This window comes from Bifidobacterium platyrrhinorum (assembly GCF_010667645.1).
Lineage (GTDB): Bacteria > Actinomycetota > Actinomycetes > Actinomycetales > Bifidobacteriaceae > Bifidobacterium > Bifidobacterium platyrrhinorum.
The window spans coordinates 174,757-195,200 of record NZ_WHZV01000001.1 but is presented as its reverse complement, the minus strand read 5'-3'; the positions used below and the strand labels follow the sequence as shown (position 1 = coordinate 195,200).

Annotated in this window: 15 protein-coding genes; 4 read left to right on the top strand and 11 right to left on the bottom strand. The window is 68.3% G+C overall.

Annotated elements, in window-relative coordinates; translation table 11 throughout:
* Positions 1 to 65: 65 nt before the first annotated feature.
* Positions 66 to 1,424 (bottom strand): MFS transporter, encoded by a 1,359-nt coding sequence (locus GFD21_RS00775; protein WP_163196020.1) that lies wholly within the window; start codon positions 1,422 to 1,424, stop codon positions 66 to 68.
* Positions 1,425 to 1,580: 156 nt separating this feature from the next.
* Positions 1,581 to 3,131 (bottom strand): PucR family transcriptional regulator, encoded by a 1,551-nt coding sequence (locus tag GFD21_RS00770; RefSeq protein WP_163196019.1) that lies wholly within the window; start codon positions 3,129 to 3,131, stop codon positions 1,581 to 1,583.
* Between the two features lie 144 nt (positions 3,132 to 3,275).
* Between GFD21_RS00770 and GFD21_RS00765 the strand changes: the two genes are divergently transcribed.
* Together GFD21_RS00765 and GFD21_RS00760 are read left to right on the top strand one after the other, a co-directional pair.
* A complete protein-coding gene (locus GFD21_RS00765) occupies positions 3,276 to 4,598 on the top strand; it encodes an amidohydrolase family protein (RefSeq protein ID WP_163196018.1) in 1,323 nt (440 codons plus the stop codon).
* A 38-nt stretch (positions 4,599 to 4,636) separates the two neighbouring features.
* Positions 4,637 to 6,421, top strand: a complete 1,785-nt coding sequence (locus GFD21_RS00760; RefSeq protein ID WP_163196017.1) for an acetolactate synthase large subunit — start codon at positions 4,637 to 4,639, stop codon at positions 6,419 to 6,421.
* 139 nt (positions 6,422 to 6,560) lie between these two features.
* On the opposite strand, the gene GFD21_RS00755 is transcribed toward GFD21_RS00760, so the two are convergent.
* The 3 genes from GFD21_RS00755 to GFD21_RS00745 are packed head-to-tail and all read right to left on the bottom strand — an operon-like array spanning position 6,561 to position 11,544.
* Entirely contained in the window at positions 6,561 to 7,673 is a 1,113-nt protein-coding gene (locus GFD21_RS00755) for an alpha/beta hydrolase (protein ID WP_163196016.1), read from the bottom strand.
* Positions 7,673 to 8,929, bottom strand: coding sequence for a sugar porter family MFS transporter (locus tag GFD21_RS00750; protein ID WP_225431516.1), 1,257 nt, complete (start codon positions 8,927 to 8,929; stop codon positions 7,673 to 7,675). Before GFD21_RS00750 ends, GFD21_RS00755 begins: the two co-directional genes overlap by 1 nt.
* Positions 8,930 to 8,952: 23 nt before the next feature.
* Positions 8,953 to 11,544 (bottom strand): ATP-dependent Clp protease ATP-binding subunit, encoded by a 2,592-nt coding sequence (locus GFD21_RS00745; protein WP_163196015.1) that lies wholly within the window; start codon positions 11,542 to 11,544, stop codon positions 8,953 to 8,955.
* 148 nt (positions 11,545 to 11,692) lie between these two features.
* Between GFD21_RS00745 and GFD21_RS00740 the strand changes: the two genes are divergently transcribed.
* Positions 11,693 to 12,658 carry a universal stress protein gene (locus tag GFD21_RS00740; RefSeq protein WP_163196502.1) on the top strand — a complete coding sequence of 322 codons (966 nt, stop codon included), beginning with the start codon at positions 11,693 to 11,695 and terminating at the stop codon, positions 12,656 to 12,658.
* A 163-nt stretch (positions 12,659 to 12,821) separates the two neighbouring features.
* On the opposite strand, the gene GFD21_RS00735 is transcribed toward GFD21_RS00740, so the two are convergent.
* From GFD21_RS00735 to GFD21_RS00715, 5 genes are all read right to left on the bottom strand, one after another.
* Positions 12,822 to 14,135, bottom strand: coding sequence for a DUF3027 domain-containing protein (locus GFD21_RS00735; protein WP_163196014.1), 1,314 nt, complete (start codon positions 14,133 to 14,135; stop codon positions 12,822 to 12,824).
* Positions 14,136 to 14,144: 9 nt separating this feature from the next.
* Positions 14,145 to 14,534, bottom strand: a complete 390-nt coding sequence (locus GFD21_RS00730) for a cold-shock protein (protein ID WP_163196013.1) — start codon at positions 14,532 to 14,534, stop codon at positions 14,145 to 14,147.
* A 120-nt stretch (positions 14,535 to 14,654) separates the two neighbouring features.
* Complete coding sequence (locus GFD21_RS00725; protein WP_225431515.1) at positions 14,655 to 16,616, bottom strand: sensor histidine kinase; 1,962 nt, start codon at positions 16,614 to 16,616, stop codon at positions 14,655 to 14,657.
* The gene (locus GFD21_RS00720; RefSeq protein WP_163196012.1) at positions 16,613 to 17,344 is read right to left on the bottom strand and encodes a response regulator transcription factor; all 732 of its coding nucleotides are present in this window, start codon (positions 17,342 to 17,344) and stop codon (positions 16,613 to 16,615) included. The genes GFD21_RS00725 and GFD21_RS00720 overlap by 4 nt, the downstream gene beginning before the upstream one ends.
* 133 nt (positions 17,345 to 17,477) lie before the next feature.
* Positions 17,478 to 18,179 (bottom strand): TPM domain-containing protein, encoded by a 702-nt coding sequence (locus GFD21_RS00715; protein WP_163196011.1) that lies wholly within the window; start codon positions 18,177 to 18,179, stop codon positions 17,478 to 17,480.
* A 232-nt stretch (positions 18,180 to 18,411) separates the two neighbouring features.
* Between GFD21_RS00715 and GFD21_RS00710 the strand changes: the two genes are divergently transcribed.
* Positions 18,412 to 18,702 (top strand): WXG100 family type VII secretion target, encoded by a 291-nt coding sequence (locus tag GFD21_RS00710; RefSeq protein ID WP_163196010.1) that lies wholly within the window; start codon positions 18,412 to 18,414, stop codon positions 18,700 to 18,702.
* A gap of 108 nt (positions 18,703 to 18,810) precedes the next feature.
* Here the strand turns inward: GFD21_RS00710 and groL are convergent, their stop codons facing one another.
* Entirely contained in the window at positions 18,811 to 20,436 is a 1,626-nt protein-coding gene (groL, locus tag GFD21_RS00705; protein WP_163196009.1) for a chaperonin GroEL, read from the bottom strand.
* Positions 20,437 to 20,444: the final 8 nt, after the last annotated feature.

The window sequence follows — 20,444 nt, the reverse complement described above, 5'->3', positions numbered from 1 at the left end:
CCCGGGGGGAGCCGCCCGTCCGGCGGACCGGCGGAAGTATCCTCCCGCCCGGCCCGTCGCGGGGATCAGATGTGGTTGAGGTCCTTGTCGGTGTTTTCGTGGGACAGGATCATGGCGACCAGGGCGATGGCGGCGACGCCGACCATGTACCAGGCGGGGGCGATGGATGAGCCGGTCAGGGCGATCAGTCCGGTGGCGACGAAGGAGGCGGTGCCGCCGAAGATCGCGTTGGCGAGGTTGAAGCTGAACGCGAATCCGGTGAAGCGCACGGAGGTCGGGAACGTCTCGGTCAGGTAGCTGGACAGGGTGCCGTCGTTCGCGGTGAGCGTGGCGCACATGGCGAGTTCGACGATGAGGACCGGCAGGAAGCCCGAGGTGTTGAGGATGAGGAAGGCGGGCACGGTGAGTGCGATGAACGCGACGCAGGCGCCGATGAGGACCTTCTTGCGGCCGAACATGTCGGAGATGTGGCCCATGCCGAACACCATGAACACGTAGGCGACCAGGCAGATGGTGGTGATGGTGCCGGACTTGGTGGCGTCCATGCCGACGGTGTCGGACAGGTAGGTGGGCAGGTAGGTGAGCACGGTGTAGAAGCCGACCGCGTTAAGCACGCAGGCGCCGAAGCTGATGACGAGCGCCTTGGCGTGGTCGCGGAAGAGCTCGGCGAGCGGGGCGAACATGCCGCTCTTTGCCGCGGCGGCGCCGGACTTCGCGTCGAGGGCGTCGGTCATGGACTGGTAGACGGGCGAATCGGACAGCTTGGTGCGGATGTAGAGGACGATCAGGCCGAGCGGGCCGGCGAGCAGGAACGGCACGCGCCATCCCCAGCCGACCATGGCGTGGGTGCCCAGGTGGGCGGTCATGAGCGTGGCGAGCGTGGAGCCGGCGAGCAGGCCGATGGCGGTGGAGGCGGGGATCAGCGAGCAGTAGATGCCACGGCGGCTGGTCGGCGCGTATTCGCCGAGGAAGGTGGCGGCGCCGGCGTATTCGCCGGAGGCGGAGAAGCCCTGCACCATGCGCAGCAGCAGGAGCAGGATGTGCGCGCCCACGCCGATCACCGAATAGGACGGCAGGCAGCCGATGAGGAAGCTCGCGCCGGACATGAACATGATGGAGTGGGCGAGGGCGGCCTTGCGTCCCCGCTTGTCGCCGTAGCTGCCCCAGAACAGGGCGCCGATCGGGCGCAGGACGAAGCTCAGCGCGAACACGCCGAAGGTCTGCAGCATGGCGACGGTGTGGTCGCCGGTGGGGAAGAAGACGAGCGCGATGGTCGTGGCGAAGTAGGAGTAGGAGGCGTAGTCGAACCATTCGATGAAGTTGCCGAGGAAGGAGGAGAGCGCGACCTTCCCGACCATGCGCTGTTCTTCGGTTTCAGTGGTGGAGTGCATCAGTCGGGCGGAGGGGATCGTCGCCGTGGTCATGATGTCACCGTCCTTTCATGGGATCGGGCCCTGCGGGGCCGTATCGGTGGTGAAGTCGTATTCGTGTTCGGTTGTCGTCCGTCGCGGCCGATCGATCGGTGCGCCGCGTTGGCCTCGACTATGCGCCGCCGGATTTGCACGCAGGTGAACCCCCGGTTACATGGTTTCCGGGCCGTGGTGGACAGACTGACCATGGCCGCCGCCGTCCCGCGCGCCGCCCGCCCGCCGCCACGCCTCGGCGATTTTGGCGGCGAACAGCAGCGTGGACCAGTCACGCGGGTCGTTGTGGTCGACGCCGATCATCTGGGTCACTTTGTCCAACCGGTTGTACAGCGTCTGCCGCCTGATGCCCAGTTGGGCGCATGCGCCGGTCTTGTTGTCGAGGTTGTCGAAGCAGGCGCACAGCGTATCCAGCAGCATGGGCGAGTCGAGCACGTCGTGCCCGATGGTCCTCACGATGAGCGTGCGCACCGCCTCGTCCATGTCGCCGGTGGCGACGAAACGGTCCACGGCCGCGGCCATCGTGCCGACGACCTCGCCGTAACGGGCCCCGCCGCGCAGGACGTCGTTCACGCCGGCGAAGCCGTCGACCAGCGCGACGGTGTCCATCGCGACCTTGCCGTGCACGACGTATATGCCGTCGCCGCCGAGCCCCTCCAACGCGTCGAGGCACCGGCCGGAGAACTCGGCGAGCCCGTCGGACAGGTCGGCGGCGGACAGCCAGCCGGCCATGACGTCTCCTTCGAGCACGCAGGCCACGTCGCATCCGCGTCGCGCGCAGAACCGTTCGATCATCGTCGAGACGGCGTCGAGCCCCTCGACCAGGGAGCGGAACCGCAACGCGAACGGCATGTAGATGCATGATCCGGCGAATCCCAGCGCGTCGAGCATGGCGTGCGCGTCGCCGGCCTCGGCGGCGGTGGCGTGCACGCCGTCGGCGGGGCCTTCGGTCAGGTGGCGGATCATGCCCACGCGGGCGCCGCCGTCGAGGTGCAGCGCGGCGACCGGGGCGACGATGGAGGCGACGGCGCGCCTGCGTTCGTCGTCGAGCGTCGAGGCCCGGCAGGAGATCTCGAGGGCACCGACCGGACGCGGGCGGCCGCGCAGGGCGATGACGACGGTGGGCTCGCCGGCGCGGAACGGGCCTCCCGCCTCGGCGGCGAGCAGGCCGTCGGCGTCGAAGACGGCCACGGACTCGCCGAACAGCCCGGCGATGACGCCGGCCACGGCGTCGATGCCGTTCACGTGGGACAACCCCTCGCGCAACGCATTGGACATGGTGTCCACCTCATGCTGGAAGCTCATCCGTTCGCGCACGATGGCCGTGTTCACCGACTGGCACAGGTCGACGAACGGCACGCGGGCCTTGAGCCCGACGAGCGTGAGCCCGGTGCGCCGCGCCGCGTCGAGCATGCGCGGCGGCATCGCGGTGACGCCCTCCACAAGCTCGACCACCAGCGCGGCCACGCCCGCATCGACAAGGCTTTTCGCGTATTGCAGGTCGGTCATGGACCGGTCGGGGCGGGTCAGCGCGCTGCCTTCGATGACGAGCATCTCCCCGCCGGACAGGAAGTTCGCCACGTCCTCGCGCTCGTTGGTGAACACCCAGCGCACCGGCCTGCCGAGCCCCGCGCCCTCGACCTCGACATGCGGCAGCGCAAGCCGGAACCGCTCGTCCCGCAGCGCCCCCTCGATCGTCACGACCATACAAACCGTCCATTTCTCGGTAATGTCCCCGCGCCCGCGGCGTAACCTCGCCGCAAAGCGTGGTGCCGACAATAACCGCAGTCGGTTACGCGGGCGCCGCCCGGACGTAACCGCCCCGCAACATGCAATGCAAGGAGAACGACGATGACCACCACACTGTTCACCAACGCGCATATCGCCACCGGCAGGCCCGGCAGCACCGCCGCGGACACCGCGCCGCTGCAGGACATCCTGGTCGAGGACGGCGCGTTCGCCGCCATCGGCCCCGACCTCAAGGCGTCGCTCGCCGCGCAGGGCCGCGACCTGACGGGCGTCGGGACGGTGGATCTGGGCGGCAAGCTGGTCTGCCCGCCGTTCTGCGACACGCACCTGCACCTCGACTACGTGTTCACCGCGCGCAAGCCCGGCGCCGTCAACGAGACCGGCACCCTGTTCGAGGGCATCCAGCGCTGGAGCGAGACCAAGTCCGACCTGACCGTCGACGAGGTCAAGCGCCGCGCCAGGATCGGCATCAGGAAGGAGATGCTCCACGGCGTGCAGTTCATCCGCTCCCACGCCGACGTCACCGACCCGAACCTCACCTCCCTCAAGGCGCTGCTCGAGCTCAAGGAGGAGCTCAAGGACACGGTCACCATCCAGATCGTGAGCTTCCCGCAGGAGGGCATGTACTCGTACGAGGGCCCGAACGGCGAATCCGGCGCCGACCTGGTCGAGGAGGGCCTGCGCATGGGCGCCGACTGCGTGGGCGGCATCCCCCACTTCGAGCAGTGCCGCGAGTTCGGCGAGCGCTCGATGCACACGGTCGTCGAACTCGCCTCCAAGTACGGCAGGCTCGTCGACGTGCACTGCGACGAGACCGACGACCCGAACTCGCGCTACGTCGAGCTGCTCGCCGCGCTCGCCTACCGCGCGGGCATCGGCCCGAAGGTCACCGCCAGCCACACCTGCTCGCTCGGCTCGGCGGACAACGCCTACTTCTTCCACCTGACCAAGCTGCTCAAGGCCGCGCGCCTCAACTTCGCGTGCGCCCCCACCGAGAACCTGTACCTGCAGGGCCGCCAGGACACGTTCCCCAAGCGCCGCGGCATCACCCGCGTCAAGGAGCTCACCGAGGCCGGCGTGAACGTGTCGCTCGGCCAGGATTCCATGCAGGACCCGTGGTACCCGGTGGGCAACGGCAACATGATGCTCATCCTCGACTACGTGCTGCATCTGGCGCAGCTCATGAGCTTCGAGGAGATCGACGACGCGCTGAAGTTCCTCACGGTCAACGGCGCCACGACGCTCGGGATCACCGACTCCTACGGCCTCGAGGCCGGCAAGCCGGCGAACTTCATCGTGCTCGACGCCTCCAGCGTGTTCGACGCGGTGTACGAGCGCTGCTCGGTGCTGCGCTCGGTCAGGGGCGGACGCACGCTGTTCACCCGTCACGAGAGCATCGACACCGACCTCGCCCTGCTGGGCTGAACCGCCCCGCGGACGCACCCCATGCGCCGTCCCGCGGCATGCCGGCCGGACCGTCCGAAAGGCGGAACGGGCAACATACCGTGGAACGGCGTCGCACATCCTGCCTGTTACACTTCCCTACCGTGAACGCAGCAACAACCGAACCGCAGCAAGCACGGGAACACCTCCGCACCGTCGCCGACCTGTTCGTCGAATGCCTGGTCAACGAGGGCGTCGAGACCATGTACGGCATCCCCGGCGAGGAGAACATCCCGCTCATGGAGGCCATCGAACGCGACGGCCGCATCCGATTCATCCTCACCCGCCACGAGCAGGGCGCCGGCTTCATGGCCGCCACCCAGGGCCACCTGACCGGCAAGCCGGGCGTATGCCTGGCGACGCTCGGCCCGGGCGCGCTGAACCTCACCCTGCCGGTCGCGCAGGCGAACGCGAGCACCACGCCGATGGTCGCCATCTGCGCGCAGGGCAACGTGACGCGTCTGTACAAGGAGTCCCACCAGATCGTCGACCTGGTGAGCGTGTTCCGCCCGCTGACCCAATGGACCTCGATGGTGATGGAACCGGCCTCCGTGCCGGAGATGGTGCGCAAGGCCTTCTCGATCGCCCAGCGCAACCGCCCGGGCGCCACCTGCCTGATCCTGCCGGAGGACGTGGCCGAGATGCCGGCACCGGCCGACGCGCGCCCGCTGCCGTTGCCGAACCCGATGAGCTTCGCGCCCACGACGGACACCATCGACCGGGCCGTGAGCATCATCCGCGGCGCCAAGCACCCGATCATCCTCGCCGGCAACGGCGTGGCGCGCGGCCATGCGGAGAACCGCCTGCTCGCCCTGGCCGAGCAGCTCAACGTGCCGGTCGCCACCACGTTCGAAGGCAAGGGCGTCATCTCCGACCGCATCCCGCTGGCGCTCGGCGTGGTCGGCTTCATGCGCCACGACTACGAGAACTTCGCGTTCGACGAGGCGGACCTCATCATCGCCGTGGGCTTCTCGATCCAGCAGTTCGATCCGAAGAAGATCAACCCGAACGACGATAAGACCATCATCCACATCAACACGTTCATCGAGGACACGGACGCGCACTACTCGACCGCCCTGAACATCATGGGCAACATCGACGCGACGCTCGCGGCGCTCATCGACGCGCTGCGGCGCGACCGCGTCACGTTCGGCGTCTCCCATCCGAAGATCCACGAGCTGCTGACGGACGAGTACGAGTCGTACGCGAACGACGACTCGTTCCCGCTCAAGCCCCAGCGCATCGTCGCGGACACGCGCCGCGCGATGGAGGAGGACACGGACATCGCGCTCGTGGACACGGGCGCGTTGAAGATGTGGATGGCCCGCCTCTACCCCACCTACTATTCGAACACGTGCGTCATCGACAATTCGCTGTCCACGATGGCATGGACGCTGCCCGGCGCGGTGGCGGCCTCGCTGGAGCATCCGGGCAGGCCGGTGCTCGCCGTGATGGGCGACGGCTCGTTCATGATGAACGTGCAGGAGATCGAGACCGCGGTGCGCGTGGGCGCGCGCATCGTGATCCTCGTGTGGGTGGACGAGGCGTACGGCCTGATCAAGTGGAAGATGGACCTCCACGACGGCAGCCACGAGTACGTGGACTTCAACAACCCGGACGTGGTGGAGCTGGGCATGAGCTTCGGCGCGAAGGGGCATCTCATCGAATCGGCCGACCAGCTCTACCCCACGCTGCGTGCCGCGCTGCGCTCCGGCTCGGGCATCGACATCATCGCCTGCCCGGTCGACTATTCGGAGAACATGAAGCTCATCGAGAAGCTCGGCGAGGTCGACTTCAGCGGCTGAGCCTCGCCTGCATGCGAATGGGACGGTTCCGGCCCACGGGGCACAGGGCCGGAACGTGAAAAACGGGCGGGCCGTGACGGGAGGAAAGAGGAATTCCCGTCACGGCCCGCCCGCGTCGTATCGCGCCGGGGCGGCGCCGTCACTCGCTGGCGACGAGGCTGGTGCGCGGCGTCAGATGGTCGGTGAAGAAGCCGATCATCGAGTCGACCGCGTCGCGGCTCTCCTCGAGCCAGGGCATGCCGACGATGAAGTTGTGCGGCAGGCATTCGCGCGAGCCGGCGCGGTAGTCGAGCACCTGGTGGTCGACGCCGAGGTCGCGCAGCCGCGCGCCCAGCTCCAGGCTGGTGGCCTCGAGGAAGTCGTCGGTGCTGGTCGCCACCCAGGTGGGCGGCATGCCGGCGGCGCGCAGCACATCGTCGAGCCGTTCGAACCCGCTGCCGCGCACCGTGTCCGCGTACTTCGCGAAGAACGGCGCCAGTTCCTCGACGAGCCCGCCGGCGTCGCGGGCGTCCGGGTCGAACAGCCGGTCGAGGTCGAGCATCGTGGACTTGAAGCCCAGCGCGAGGACGCCGAGCCTCGCCGGATGCACGTCGATCAGGTCGGCGTAGTCCTTGTTGTTCATCGCGGCCAACAGGTGCAGGCCCTGCACGGCTCCCGCGGAATCGGCGGTGATGAACGCCTGGTCGGCGTCGAGGAGGTAGCGGCCGCCTTCCTCGCGGATCCACCGCGTCACCTCGGCGAGTTCGCGCAGCTGGGCGAGGAAGTCCACGGCCGGGTAGAGCGAGTAGCTCACGCTGGCCACCGCGTACCCGTGTTGCGCCAATGCGATGGCGTGGGCACGGTTGATCTCCTTGAACCCGTAGAAGAAGGCGCCGCCGTGGATCTCGAGGATCACGGGGATCGGCGCGCCGCCGCGCACCACGGCGTCGCGGGGCAGCAGCACGTCGAGCAGATGCTCGCGCCCCGCGCCCTTGGCGGACGGGCCGTCGTCCATGTACGGGATGTCCCGGTAGAGGACCACGTCGTCGGGGATGTCGCGTTTGAACGCGTAACGCGGCAAGTCGTTGTGGGCGAAGTTCGTCCGGTGCCGCAGCACCTGCGCGGCGATGGCCGGGTCAGCCCCGTCCAGGTCCTCGTCGAAGTAGGTCCATTCCCGCGCGATGCGCTTCTGCGCCTCGGTGAGGCCGTCGTTCCTGTCGAACATGAGCGCGTCGGCGCCCTGCAGGTCGGTTCCTTGCGTATCCGGCAGCATCAGATGTCCGCCTTCATGTCCTCGAGTTCGACGCCGTTGGTCTCGGGCAGCTTCTTGGCGATGAACCAGTAGCCGAGCACGGCCATCACGGCGTACAGGGCGAACGTCCAGGTCAGGCCGAGGCTGTCGCGCAGCGGCGGGAACGTGGTGGAGACGAGGAAGTTGCCCACCCAGTTGGCCGCGGTGGCGAGCGCCACGCTGACGGCGCGGATGCGGTTGGGGAAGATCTCGCCGATGACGACCCACATCGCCACGCCCCAGGTGGCGCAGTAGGTGAGGAAGAAGCCGTAGGCGCCGATGATCATGATGACGGCCCATGCGCCCGGCAGGTTGATACCGCCGTCGGCGGTCATCGTGGACTGGCTGAAGCACACGGCGACCACGACGAGCAGGGCTGCCATGATGAGCGAGCCGACCTTGAGCATGGCGCGGCGTCCCACCTTGTCGATGATGAGCATGCCGAGCACGGTGACGGCGGTGGCGAGCAGGGCGCGCACGACGGCGATGGTCATGGACGCGGACTCGCTGAAGCCGACGGCCTTCCACAGGCTGGAATCGTAGAACATGATGACGTTCGCGCCGGAGACCTGCTGGAACAGGGCCACGCCGATGCCGACCCAGACCACGCCCTTGAGGCCGAACACGTCGCCCTTGAGGTCGCTGACCTTGGGCTGGGTCTCGCCCTGCAGGGTGGAGGCGATCTGGTCGATGGTGCGCCCGGGGTGCGCGTCGGCCACGACCTCGGCGAGCACCTTGGACGCCTCGTCACGGCGTCCCTTCATCACCAGGTAGCGCGGGGATTCGGGCAGGGCGAACGTGAGCGCGAGCATGACGGCGCCGGGCACGGCGGTGGTCATCAGCATCCAGCGCCAGGTCTCGAGGCCGCCCCAGAAGACGGTGGCGGCGCTGCCGGAGCCGAGCAGGTAGGAGTCGTTGACGACCAGCGAGGCGACGATGCCCAGTGCGATGGCCATCTGCTGGAAGCCGGTGAGGAACCCTCGTCTGGACGACGGCGAGATCTCCGAAATGTACGCCGGGCCGATGGCGGAGGTGAAGCCCACGCCGAGGCCGCCGACGATGCGGAAGATCACGAACAGGGCGATGTTGTCGGCCAGACCGGTGAACAGCGCGCTGAGCACGAACAGCACGGCGGCGATCTGCATGACGCGCACGCGGCCGATGCGGTCGGCTCCGTGCGCGGTCCGGCCGGGAATACGACGAGGGGCGGCCCCGTATGGGGGCCGCCCCTCGATCATGGTCCGGTCGGGCGGAGTGGAGATCACTCCTGCGCGGAATCGCCCGTCGCCGGGGTCTCGCCGGGTTCGGGCGCGCCGGCGGAGGCGCCGACGAGTTCGCCCTGCGCCTTGTCCTCGCCGCCTTCCGTGTCCGTCTTCGGCTCCTCGAAGTCCTCGCCCTTGAACGTGAACTCGCCGAGGATGCCTTCGCCCTCCGCGTCGACGACCACGCGCTGGCCGTCCTTGAGCTCGCCCATGAGGATCTTCTCGGAGATGGCGTCCTCGATGTCGCGCTGGATCACGCGGCGCAGCGGACGCGCGCCGAGCAGCGGGTCGAAGCCCTTCTGCGCGAGCAGGTCCTTGGCGGCCGGCGTGAGTTCGAGCGACATGTGGCGGTCGAACAGGCGGTCGTTGAGCTGCTTGACGTCGAGGTCGACGATCTGGCGTACCTGCGGCTCGGTGAGCTGGCGGAACACGATGATGTCGTCCAGACGGTTGAGGAACTCGGGACGGAACTGCTGCTTGAGCTCCGAGCTGACCTGGTCCTTCATGCGCTGGTAGCTGGACTCGGTGTTCGCGCCCAGGTTGAAGCCGGTGTTGGCCGCCTTCGCGATGTCGCGCGTGCCCAGGTTGGTGGTCAGGATGATGATGGTGTTCTTGAAGTCCACCTTACGGCCCTGGCCGTCGGTGAGGTGGCCGTCGTCAAGCACCTGCAGCAGCGTGTTGAAGATGTCCGGATGGGCCTTCTCGATCTCGTCGAACAGCACGACGGAGAACGGCTTGCGGCGCACCTTCTCGGTGAGCTCGCCGCCCTCCTCGTAGCCGACGTATCCCGGGGGCGCGCCGAACAGGCGCGAGGCCGCGTACTTCTCGGAGAACTCGGACATGTCGACGCGGATGAGCGCGTCCTCGTCGTCGAACAGGAACTCGGCGAGCGTCTTGGCCAGCTCGGTCTTGCCCACGCCGGTCGGACCGGCGAAGATGAACGAGCCCGCGGGGCGCTTCGGGTCCTTGAGGCCCACGCGCGTGCGGCGGATGGAGCGCGACAGCGCGGAGACGGCCTCGTCCTGGCCGATGATGCGCTTGTGCAGCTCCTTCTCCATGTTGAGGAGCTTCTTGGACTCGGCCTGGGTGAGCTTGAACACGGGGATGCCGGTGGTGGAGGAGATGACCTCGGCGATCACGTCCTCGTCCACGACCATCTTCACGTCGGACTCGCCCTCGTGCCAGGCCTTCTGCTTCTCCTTGAGCTCGGCCTGCATCTTCTCGAGGTCGTCCCTCAGGGAGGCGGCCTTCTCGAAGTCCTGGTCCTTGACGGCCTGCTCCTTCTCGGCGGAGAGCTTGGCGACCTTCTGGTCGAGCTCCTTCAACTCCGGCGGGGTGGTCAGGCGCTTGATGCGCAGGCGAGCGCCGGCCTCGTCGATCAGGTCGATGGCCTTGTCGGGCAGGTTGCGGTCCTGGATGTAGCGGGCGGACAGCTCGGCCGCGGACTGCAGGGCGCCGTCGGTGATGGTCACCTTGTGGTGGTTCTCGTAGCGCGAGCGCAGACCCTTGAGGATCTCGATGGTCTCGGCGATCGTCGGCTCGTGCACCTGGATCGGCTGGAAGCGGCGTTCGAGCGCCGCGTCCTTCTCGATGTACTTGCGGTACTCGTCGGTGGTGGTCGCGCCGATGGTCTGCAGTTCGCCGCGCGCGAGCATCGGCTTGAGCATGTCGGACGCGCCGAGCGCGCCGTCGGCCGAGCCGGCGCCGACGATCGTGTGGATCTCGTCGATGAACAGCACGATGTCGCCGCGGGTCTTGATCTCCTTGAGGACCTTCTTGAGGCGTTCCTCGAAATCGCCGCGGTAGCGGGAGCCGGCCACCATGGAGCCGAGGTCCAGCGAGTAGACCTGCTTGCCCTTGAGGGTCTCCGGCACGTCGCCCTCCTGGATCTTCTGCGCCAGGCCCTCGACGACGGCGGTCTTGCCCACGCCGGGCTCGCCGATCAGCACCGGGTTGTTCTTGGTGCGACGGGAGAGCACGACCATGACGCGCTCGATCTCCTTCGAGCGGCCGATGACCGGGTCGAGCTTGCCCTCGGCGGCCTCGGCCGTGAGGTTGCGACCGAACTGGTCGAGGATGGCGGAGCCGGACTTGGCGGACTTGTCGGCCACGCCGCCGGCGTTCGCCAGATCGCCCTTGCCGTCGCCGGAGCCGGAGTTGCCGCGGATCATGTCGATGGTGGCGGAGCGCAGCTCGCCCAGGTCGACGTCCATCTTGATGAGCACCTGGGTGCCGACGCCCTCGCCCTCGCGGATGAGGCCCAGCAGGATGTGCTCGGTGCCGATGTAGCTGTGGCCGAGCTGCAGCGCCTCGCGCAGGCTCAGTTCGAGCACCTGCTTGGCGTGCGTGGTGAAGGGTATGTGGCCGTTGGACGTCGCGTTGCCCTTGCCGATCATCTCCTCGACCTGCTTGCGGGTGGCGTCCAGTTCCACGCCCTTGGCGGCGAGCGCCTTGGCGGCCACGCCCTCACCCTCGCGGATCAGTCCGAGCAGAAGATGTTCGGTGCCGATGTAGTTGTGCTGGAGGGAGCGCGCCTCCTCCTGCGCCAACACGATCACGCGCCGCGCACGGTCTGTGAACCGTTCGAACATTATTGTCCTTCCTTGATTGACACTGCCCGCCAGTCTAGCGATTCGCGGTGACGTTTGGGCGGTTTCGTCCCGTTATTCCGCTCAGGACGTATGCATGGCGATATGCTGGTGCCAGGTGGATGTTCTCGAAGACCAAGGGAGGTTCATGATGAACGTACGGCAGGCCGATGCCGACATCGTCGTCGGCGTGGACGGTTCCGATGAGTCGTTCGCCGCGCTCAAGTGGGCGATGGGCGAGGCCGCACTGACCGGGCAGCGCGTCGACGCGGTGTTCGGCTGGACGCATTCGTGGGACATGGGTCCCGAACCGGACGGCGAGGAGGCGTGGGCCAAGGTGCGCCACGACATCGCCGTCCAGCTGCGCGAATGGGTGGACGAGGCCTCGCGCGGGGTCGATTTCGACCCTGAACGGCTCAAGCTCACTTCGGTGAAGGCCTCGGGCACGGCCGCGCTGCTGCAGATCGGCAGGAACGCCCAGCAGATCGTGGTGGGGCGGCGTTCGCTGGGCCGCGTGGCGCGCTGGTTCATGGGGTCGCTGTCCGCCTCGCTCGCCGAGGAGGCGCAGGTGCCGGTCACCGTGGTGCGCGTGGCCGGCGGCGAGGACGAGTCGGTGACCGACGACATCGCCAACGCGCTCACGCCGGTCAAGGAGACCGTGCACTACGTGCCGAGCGAGGGCGTGGTCGAGGAGTCCCGCCGGCCGGTCGTGGTGGGCGTGGACGGTTCCGAGACGTCGCGCCATGCGCTCGGGTTCGCGATCCGCGAGGCGCGGCTGCATGACGCCCCGTTGCACGTGCTGTTCTGCTGGCAGTTGAAGGACCTGGGCGTGGTGCCGGGGTACGAGCGCGCGGTCGCGCCGATCGAGGTGGGCCAGCGCCGCGCCGAGGAGCTGCTGGCCGGCCTGCTGGCGGACACGCCGGTCCCCGAAGGCCTCGAGGTGCGGTCGCATGCCTTCCACATCACCGCGTCGAAGGGTCTGGTGGCCGCCTCGCGCTACGCGAGCCATCTGGTGGTCGGCTCGCGCGGGCTGAGCGGTCTGGACGCGCATTTCCTCGGTTCGGTGTCGCGCCAGATCGTGAACTTCGCCGAATGCACGACCACCGTGGTCCACTGAACCGATAGGAACGAAGCGTTGCGCCGCGGCGTCCCGGCCGTTCCTCCATGGCGGCCGGGGCTCCGGGCCGCGCGCTCGACGTGATGGACGTGTGTGGGGTCCCGCGAAACCTGCGTTTCGCGGGACCCCACACGTGTCTTCGACGGACTGTTCCCGGGCGCCGTTACTCGGCGGCCTCCCCGGCGTCGTCGGTATCCGCCGTCGTCGGGACCTCGTCCTGTCCGGTTTCTCCCGACGGCTCGTCGGTCCCGGATTCGGCGGGCTCGACGGACTCCGCCGTCGCCTCGGGCCCGTCCGCGATCGTGTCCTCCGACACGGCCTCGCCGTCGGAGGCCGTGTCGTCCTCTTCGGGCGGGGCGAGGTCGACCACGGCCTCGAGCTCGGGCCCGTCGCCCGGATCGACCGTGTTCTCCTCCACGTCCACGGAGTCGGCGTCGATTTCGGTGTTCTCCTCGATGTCCTCCTCGGTGGCGGTGTCGTCGTCGAGGTCCTCACGGTCCTCGCGCGGCTGCTGCGCGATGATGTCGATGTGCAGGTCGTCGAACGCCGGCTTGGACTGCACCCACAGCCTGCTCGGCTCCGGCGGTTCGATCTCGGAATGCTCGCCGCAGCCATGATCGACGGAGACGACGCGGCCGTCGTCCGGGCTCCACTTGTTCGCGCACACGCCGAACAGCAGGTTGAGTTCGCCCTTGAGCGGCACGAAGAAGCCGCACGTCGAGCACAGGTGGCCCGACGCGGTCTTCGTGGACATGGCCTTCGGGCCGCGTGGGCCCTCGTACCAGCGTTTCGCGGTCTGCGCCCGCCCCAGCGGGGAGAGCACGTGCCTGCGGGACAGGTCGAATTCCTCGACGGCCTCGTCCACGTCCTCGGGGGAGTCCTTCGCCTCGGCGTCCGCGGCGGCGTCGGCCTGCACGCTTTCGCCGTCCGACGCGGCGTCCTCCGTGTCGGCTCGGGCATCGGCCTCGCCGGTCCCGTCGGCCCCATCGGGCGCCCCGGCGTCGCCGACGTCCGCGGCGGCCGTCGCATCCCCCGCGGTCCTCGCGGCGTCGCTTTCGTCCCCGGCCGGCACGGTCCTGCGGAACCCGTCCTCGAGACGGGGGTCGTCGGGGTCGGTGCCGATCGAATCGGTGGGGGCGAGATCCGTGGGCTCCAGACGGTCCTTCCACGGAATCCACGCCGGCGGCATCAGCGCGTCGTCGGTGGGGATCAGCGACGACTCGTTCACCGTCCACGTGCCGACCTCGGCGTCATGGTAGAGCGTCACCGACCACTGCCATCCCTCGTAGCCGCGGATATGGGCGGCGAGACGGAAATCGGCGACGCCGTCGCCCAGGTCGATGACGTCGACGACGTCGCCGACCTGCTCGGGCTCCTCGGCCACCTCCATGGCGACGGCGCGGGCCAGATCGCGCGGGTCGGGTTCGGTCGCGGCGCCCTGGTCGCCGGGCACGTTGGATTCGATGGTATCGGTCATGGGACGGTCTCAGTCCTCCACGTCGAAGTTGTCCGCCACGGCGCGCAGCAGCGTGGCGAGTTTGCGGCTTTCGGCGGCGGACGGGTAGCGGTGGCGGCGCAGGGTGTTGCCCGCGGCGTCCAGCATCTTGATGAGGTCCTCGCAGATGGCCGCCATGTCGTCCGGCTTGGGACGGGTGGCCTTGACCAGCGACGGGGCGGACGCGATCAGCGTCACGTCCATCGCCTGCGGGCCCCTGCGGCCCTCCACTACGGAATACTCGACCTTCGCGCCCTTGCGCAGCGTGGTGGCGCCGGTGGGCAACGCGGCCGCGGGCAGGAACACGTCCCTGCCCTCCTCACTGGTGATGAAGCCATAACCCTTGGCGGCATCGAACCAACGAACTCGACCGGTGGGCATCGTACACTCTCGCTTTCCTACTGTCACAATCCTTAAGCCGAATCATTCTACCGCACTCCCCCGCCGACGCCCTCGGCGTAACGGGGCGGCGGCGGGAAGGCGCCGCGGCGCGACGGCCGTTCAGCGGGAGAACCAGGAGGTGCGGTGCCCCTTCTCCCGGCCCTTGCCCTTGTCCCTCGACCTGGCGTCGCCGGGCGCGGCGTCGGAGGCGGCCGGCGCGCCCGCGGCCGGCGCGACGGGGCCGATGGGCAGCACGATGGTGAACGTGAGGCCGCCGCCTTCGGTCGGCGTGGCGCAGATGAGGCCCTTGTGCGCCTTGACCACGGACTGTGCGATGGCGAGCCCCAGACCGGTGCCGCCCTTTTCGCGGGCGCGGGAGGGGTCGGCCGTGTAGAAGCGTTCGAAGATCTGGGCGCGGGATTCCTCCGGCACGCCCGGGCCGTGGTCCTCGAAGCGTAGCACGGCGTAGTTGGTCCCGGTGTTCATGGACCGTCCCACCTCGGCCGCCTCGAGGAAGTGGCGCATCGATTCGTCGCCGGAGGGCATCCGGGAGAGGCTTTCCGGCGTGATCGACGCCGGCATGACGCCGAGCCCCACGCGTGCGGGCGAATCGGCCGGCGTGTAGCGGTGGATGTTGCCGACGATGTTGGTCACCACCTGGCGCAGGCGCGAGGCGTCGCCGGTGAGGGACACGGACGCCATGTCGCCGGGTTCGATGGCGATGGACGCGGGATGGTCGAGGTCGGTGGCGGGCGTGAACGCGACGGTGCCGCGCGTCACCTCGCGTTCGGGGTCGAGCGCGTGCAGGTCGTCGAGCGCGTCGGCGACCACGGTGGTGAGCGAGACTGTCTGCGTCATGTCGATGCCGCGCCCCTCGTCGAGGCGGGCGAGCGAGAGCAGGTCCTCGACCAGCACGGTCATGCGCTGGCTGGATTTCTCGATGTGCGAGATCGATTCGTCGGCGCGTTCGAGCGCGCCGGGCATGCCGCGTTGCATCGTGTACAGCTCCGCGTACCCGTGGATGGCGGCGAGGGGCGTGCGCAGCTCATGGCTGGCGTCGGAGACGAAGCGTTTCATCTTCGCCGTGGTCCGCTCCTGTTCGTGGAAGCTGGTCTCGATGCGCGCGAGCATGGTGTTCAGGGACGCGGACAGCGATCCCACCTCGGTGTTCTCCGGCGCCCACGGCACGCGCTGGCTCAGGTCGCCGGCCGCGATCTTGGCCGCCGTCTTCTCGATGCGTTTGAGCAGGTCGAGCGTGCGCTGGATGACGAGCGCGGCCAGCGAACCGCCGAGCAGCACGATGGCGAGGCCCACGGTCAGGCAGTACTTGGTCAGCGTGTTGATGAGGTCGATCTGGTCGGCCAGCGACAGACCGATGAACACGACGCCCTTGTAGTTGTCGTTGTCGTCGTACCACTGGTAGGCGGCCACGCGCCACGGCGAGTTCGCCGCCTGGATGACCTTGCGTCCGGGCGTGACGATGGAGGCGACCGGCGCCCCGGAGGAGGCCCCGCCCGAAGAGGCCGAACCGGAGCCGGCGCCCATGCGGGAGGTGGTGGTGACCACGGCGTTCGTGGTGAACGGCTTGCCGATCATGTCGGCGGTGATCTGGCTGTTGGTGGGCAGCTGCGGGGTGGAGACGACGTTGCCCTCGAGGATCGGGTACAGCGGGGTCTCGATCTTGTCGGTCAGCTTGCCGTTCTCGACGTACCTGATCTGCAGGAAGTACGAGTTCAGGCCGTTGTTGCTGCTTTTGTCGCGCAGCAGGTCGATGTTGCGGAAGACGAGGTCCTTCTGCGAGTTGAGCTGGGTGTCGGTCTTGTCGAGCAGGTAGCTGTCGGCGAGCTGGCGGATGGATGCGGAGATGCCGACGAGGCCGACGATGAGCACGACGAGCGTGACGGCGACAAGCTTGGCGCTCAGGGAGACGCGGTCGAGACGGTCGAGGAAGAACCCGCCGAACCGGCGTCGCGACCCCTTGGCCTCCGGCCCGCCGGCCTTGCCGTTCGGCGCGCCGGAGGCCGGGGCCTTGGCGGCGACGGCCGCCTGGGCCGGCTGCATGCCCTGCGGGTGGACGATCATGACTTCGGTTCGCGGATCATGTAGCCGATGCCGCGCTTGGTCTCGATGAGCGGGGTGACCTTGTGCTTCTCGCCGTCCTCGCCCACGACCTCGACGCCGTCGACCTTCTTACGCAGGTAGGAGATGTAGCTTTCGACGATGGCCGCGTCGCCGCCCCAGTCGTACTGCCACACGTGGTCGAGGATCTGCGCCTTGGACAGCACGCGCCCGGCGTTGTCCATGAGGTAGCGCAGCAGCTTGTATTCGGTGGGGCTCAGGTCCACGGTCCGCCCGGCGCGGGTCACGTCGTGCGAGTCCTCGTTGATCTCCAGGTCGGCGACGCGGATGATCGGGTCGTCCTCCACCTGTTCGCGCGTGCGGCGCAGGATGGCGCGGATGCGGGCGACGACCTCCTCCAGGCTGAACGGCTTGGTGACGTAGTCGTCGCCGCCGACGGTCAGCCCCATCACCTTGTCCTGCGTGTCGTCGCGGGCGGTGAGGAACAGCACGGGGGCGTCGATGCCTTCCTGGCGGATGCGGCGGGTGACGGTGAAACCGTCGATGTCCGGCAGCATCACATCCAGCACGATGAGATCGGGCTGGACCTTCTCGATGACCTCGATGGCCTCGGAGCCGGATGCGGCGGTGTTCACCTCGAAACCGGCGAAATGGAGGGACGCGACCAGCAGTTCGCGGATGGACGGTTCGTCGTCGACGACGACGATCGATGCTTCAATGGGCTTGCTCATGGCTCCCAGCTTGAACCGTCACTCTGAGGGTTTCCTGAAAGCGTTCTGGATATTCCTTGCCGCCTGTCCGTCCCGCCGACCGGCCGCAACGGGCGGGCGCGGGCCGGAGGCGGGACGACGGCGGGATGGCATCCTACCGGCGGAACGGCCCGCGTCTGCGCTTGCGCGCCTCGCGCAGTTCGCGGCGGGTCATCGGGCGCCCGCCCTCCGACGTGGCGTCCTCCCCGGGCGCGTCCGATCCGTCGGCGGAGCCGGAGGGGCCCTCCACGACGGAGTCCTTGACGTCCTTGACATCCTTGGCGTCCCCGGCGACCTCGCGACGCCGGCGGACGATCACGGTGACGACGATGACGACCACGAGCACCGCGAGCACGCCGCCCATGACGATCACGCCGATGCGAATGGAACCGGAGGTGGTGGAGGTCTGCTTCTGCTGTTCGATCTCCTCCATCATCGCGATGGCGGCGCCGGACCAGTCCTGTTCGCCCTGCTTGGTCAGGGGCTGCATGGCGGCGTCGCTCAGCGCGTCGACGGTCTTCTGGTCGCGCAGCCACTCGTCGGAGTTCCTGGAGACGCATACGGCGAGGCTGCCGTCCCCGGAGGCCACGGCGAGCAGCACGGTGTTGGGCGCCGGATCGGTGGATTCCAGCGCGGCGCACACCAGGTCGCTCGTCTTCTTCTTGGTCTGGAAGCTGTCCACATACATCAGACGCACATGCACGCCGGTCTTCTCCTCGGTCTTTTTGATCCGGTCGGTGACGGCGGACACGTTCGAGCCGAGCAGGTTCTGCGTGTCGGTGATGCTGTCGGTGAGCGTCGCCGAGTCCGCGGCCATGGCCCCGGGAGTTATCCACAAGGCGCACGCCAGCGCCAGAACCGCGCAGACAAGCCATTTCACGCCCCGCGACACGCCGTTGGAGGGAGCTCCGACCACATCACCCGTTGTTCCTGAGATATTCCGTGCAAACGTCATAGACTCCACCTTAGCGACCGGCTGCACCAAGCGCCGGACGCGCGGTGCACCGCAATACGATCCATCGGTCGACGAAGACAAGGAGATGACGATCATGGCACAATACCAGGTCGATTCCGAACAGATCCGATCCTCGAGCGCCGCGGTGCAGGCGTCGGTCGGGCAGATACGCCAGGCCGTGGCCGGCATGTACGCCAACCTCGACGCCCTGCAAGGCGTGTGGCGGGGAGCGGCGGCAAGCCGGTTCGCGTCGCTCGCGACGCAATGGCGCGCGTCCCAGCAGCAGATGGAGACGGCGTTGGAGGCGATGCAGCAGGCGCTCACGCAGGCGTCGACGCTGTACTCCGACGCCGAATCGTCCGCGGCGCGGCTGTTCGCCGGGTGACGCCGCACGTCGCGGCAACGCGAAAAGGGCTCCCGTCCGCGGTGACGGACGGGAGCCCTTCGGTCGACACGGGTCATGCGACCCGGGTCATCGGACCATGGCGCTCGATCAGTAGCCCATGTCGGCGCCGGCGGCCGGGGCGGCGGCCTTCGGCTCCGGCTTGTTGGCGACGACGGCCTCGGTGGTCAGGAACAGGCCGGCGATGGAGGCGGCGTTCTGCAGGGCGGAACGGGTCACCTTCACCGGGTCGGTCACACCGGCGGCCAGCAGGTCCTCGTAGGTGTCGGTGGCGGCGTTGAAGCCCTCGCCGTCCGGCAGGGAGCGGACCTTGCTGATCACGACGTCGCCGGAGACGCCGGCGTTCTCGGCGATCTGCTTGATCGGGGCCTCGATGGCGCGGAACACGATGGCGGCGCCGGTGGCCTCCTCGCCGGTCAGCGAGGTGACGGCCTCATCGGACTCGGCCTTCTTGGCGGCCTGGACGAGGGCCACGCCGCCGCCGGGCAGCAGGCCCTCCTCGATGGCGGCCTTCGCGTTGCGCACGGCGTCCTCGATGCGGTGCTTGCGCTCCTTGGCCTCGACCTCGGTGGCCGCGCCGACCTTGATGACGGCGACGCCGCCGGCCAGCTTGGCGAGACGCTCCTGCAGCTTCTCGCGGTCGTAGTCGGAGTCGGTGTTCTCGATCTCGGCGCGGATCTGGGCCACGCGGGCGTCGATGTCCTCCTTGGAGCCGGCGCCCTGCACGATGGTGGTCTCGTCCTTGGAGACGATGACCTTCTTGGCGTGGCCGAGCACGGACACGTCGACGGAGTCGAGCTTGAGGCCGAGCTCGTCGGAGACGACCTGGGCGCCGGTGAGGATGGCCATGTCCTGGAGCATGGCCTTGCGGCGGTCGCCGAAGCCCGGGGCCTTGACGGCGCAGGACTTGAAGGTGCCGCGGATGTTGTTGAGGATGAGGGTCGGCAGCGCCTCGCCGTCGACGTCCTCGGCGATGATCAGCAGCGGCTTGCCGGTCTTCATGACCAGCTCGGCCACGTGGACGACGTCCTGCTGGCTGGACACCTTGCCGGAGGTCAGCAGGATGTACGGATCCTCGAGCACGGCGGTCTGGTCGTCGGCGTTGGTGACGAAGTACGGGGCGATGTAGCCCTTGTCGAAGCGCATGCCCTCGGTGAACTCGAGGTCCAGGCCGAAGCGGTTGTTGTCCTCGACGGTGACGACGCCGTCCTGGCCGACCTTGTCGAGGGCCTCGGCGATCTTCTCGCCGACTTCCGGATCGGCGGCGGAGATGGTCGCGGTCGCGGCGATCTGGTCCTTGGTCTCGACGTCCTTGGCGGCGGCGATGAGCTCCTTGACGATGGCGTCGGAGGCCTTCTCGATGCCGCGGCGCAGCGCGATCGGGTTGGAACCGGCGACCACGTTCTTCAGGCCCTCGTGCACGAGGGACTGGGCCAACACGGTGGCGGTGGTGGTGCCGTCGCCGGCGACGTCGTCGGTCTTCTTGGCGACTTCCTTGACCAGCTCGGCGCCGATGCGCTCGTACGGATCCTCGAGGTCGATCTCCTTGGCGATGGAGACGCCGTCGTTGGTGATCGTCGGGGCGCCGTAGGACTTGTCGAGCACGACGTTGCGGCCCTTCGGGCCGAGGGTGACCTTGACGGTGTTGGCGAGCTTGTCGAGGCCCTCCAGCATGCCCTGACGGGCTTCCTCATCATAAGCGATGATCTTTGCCATGGTTGTCT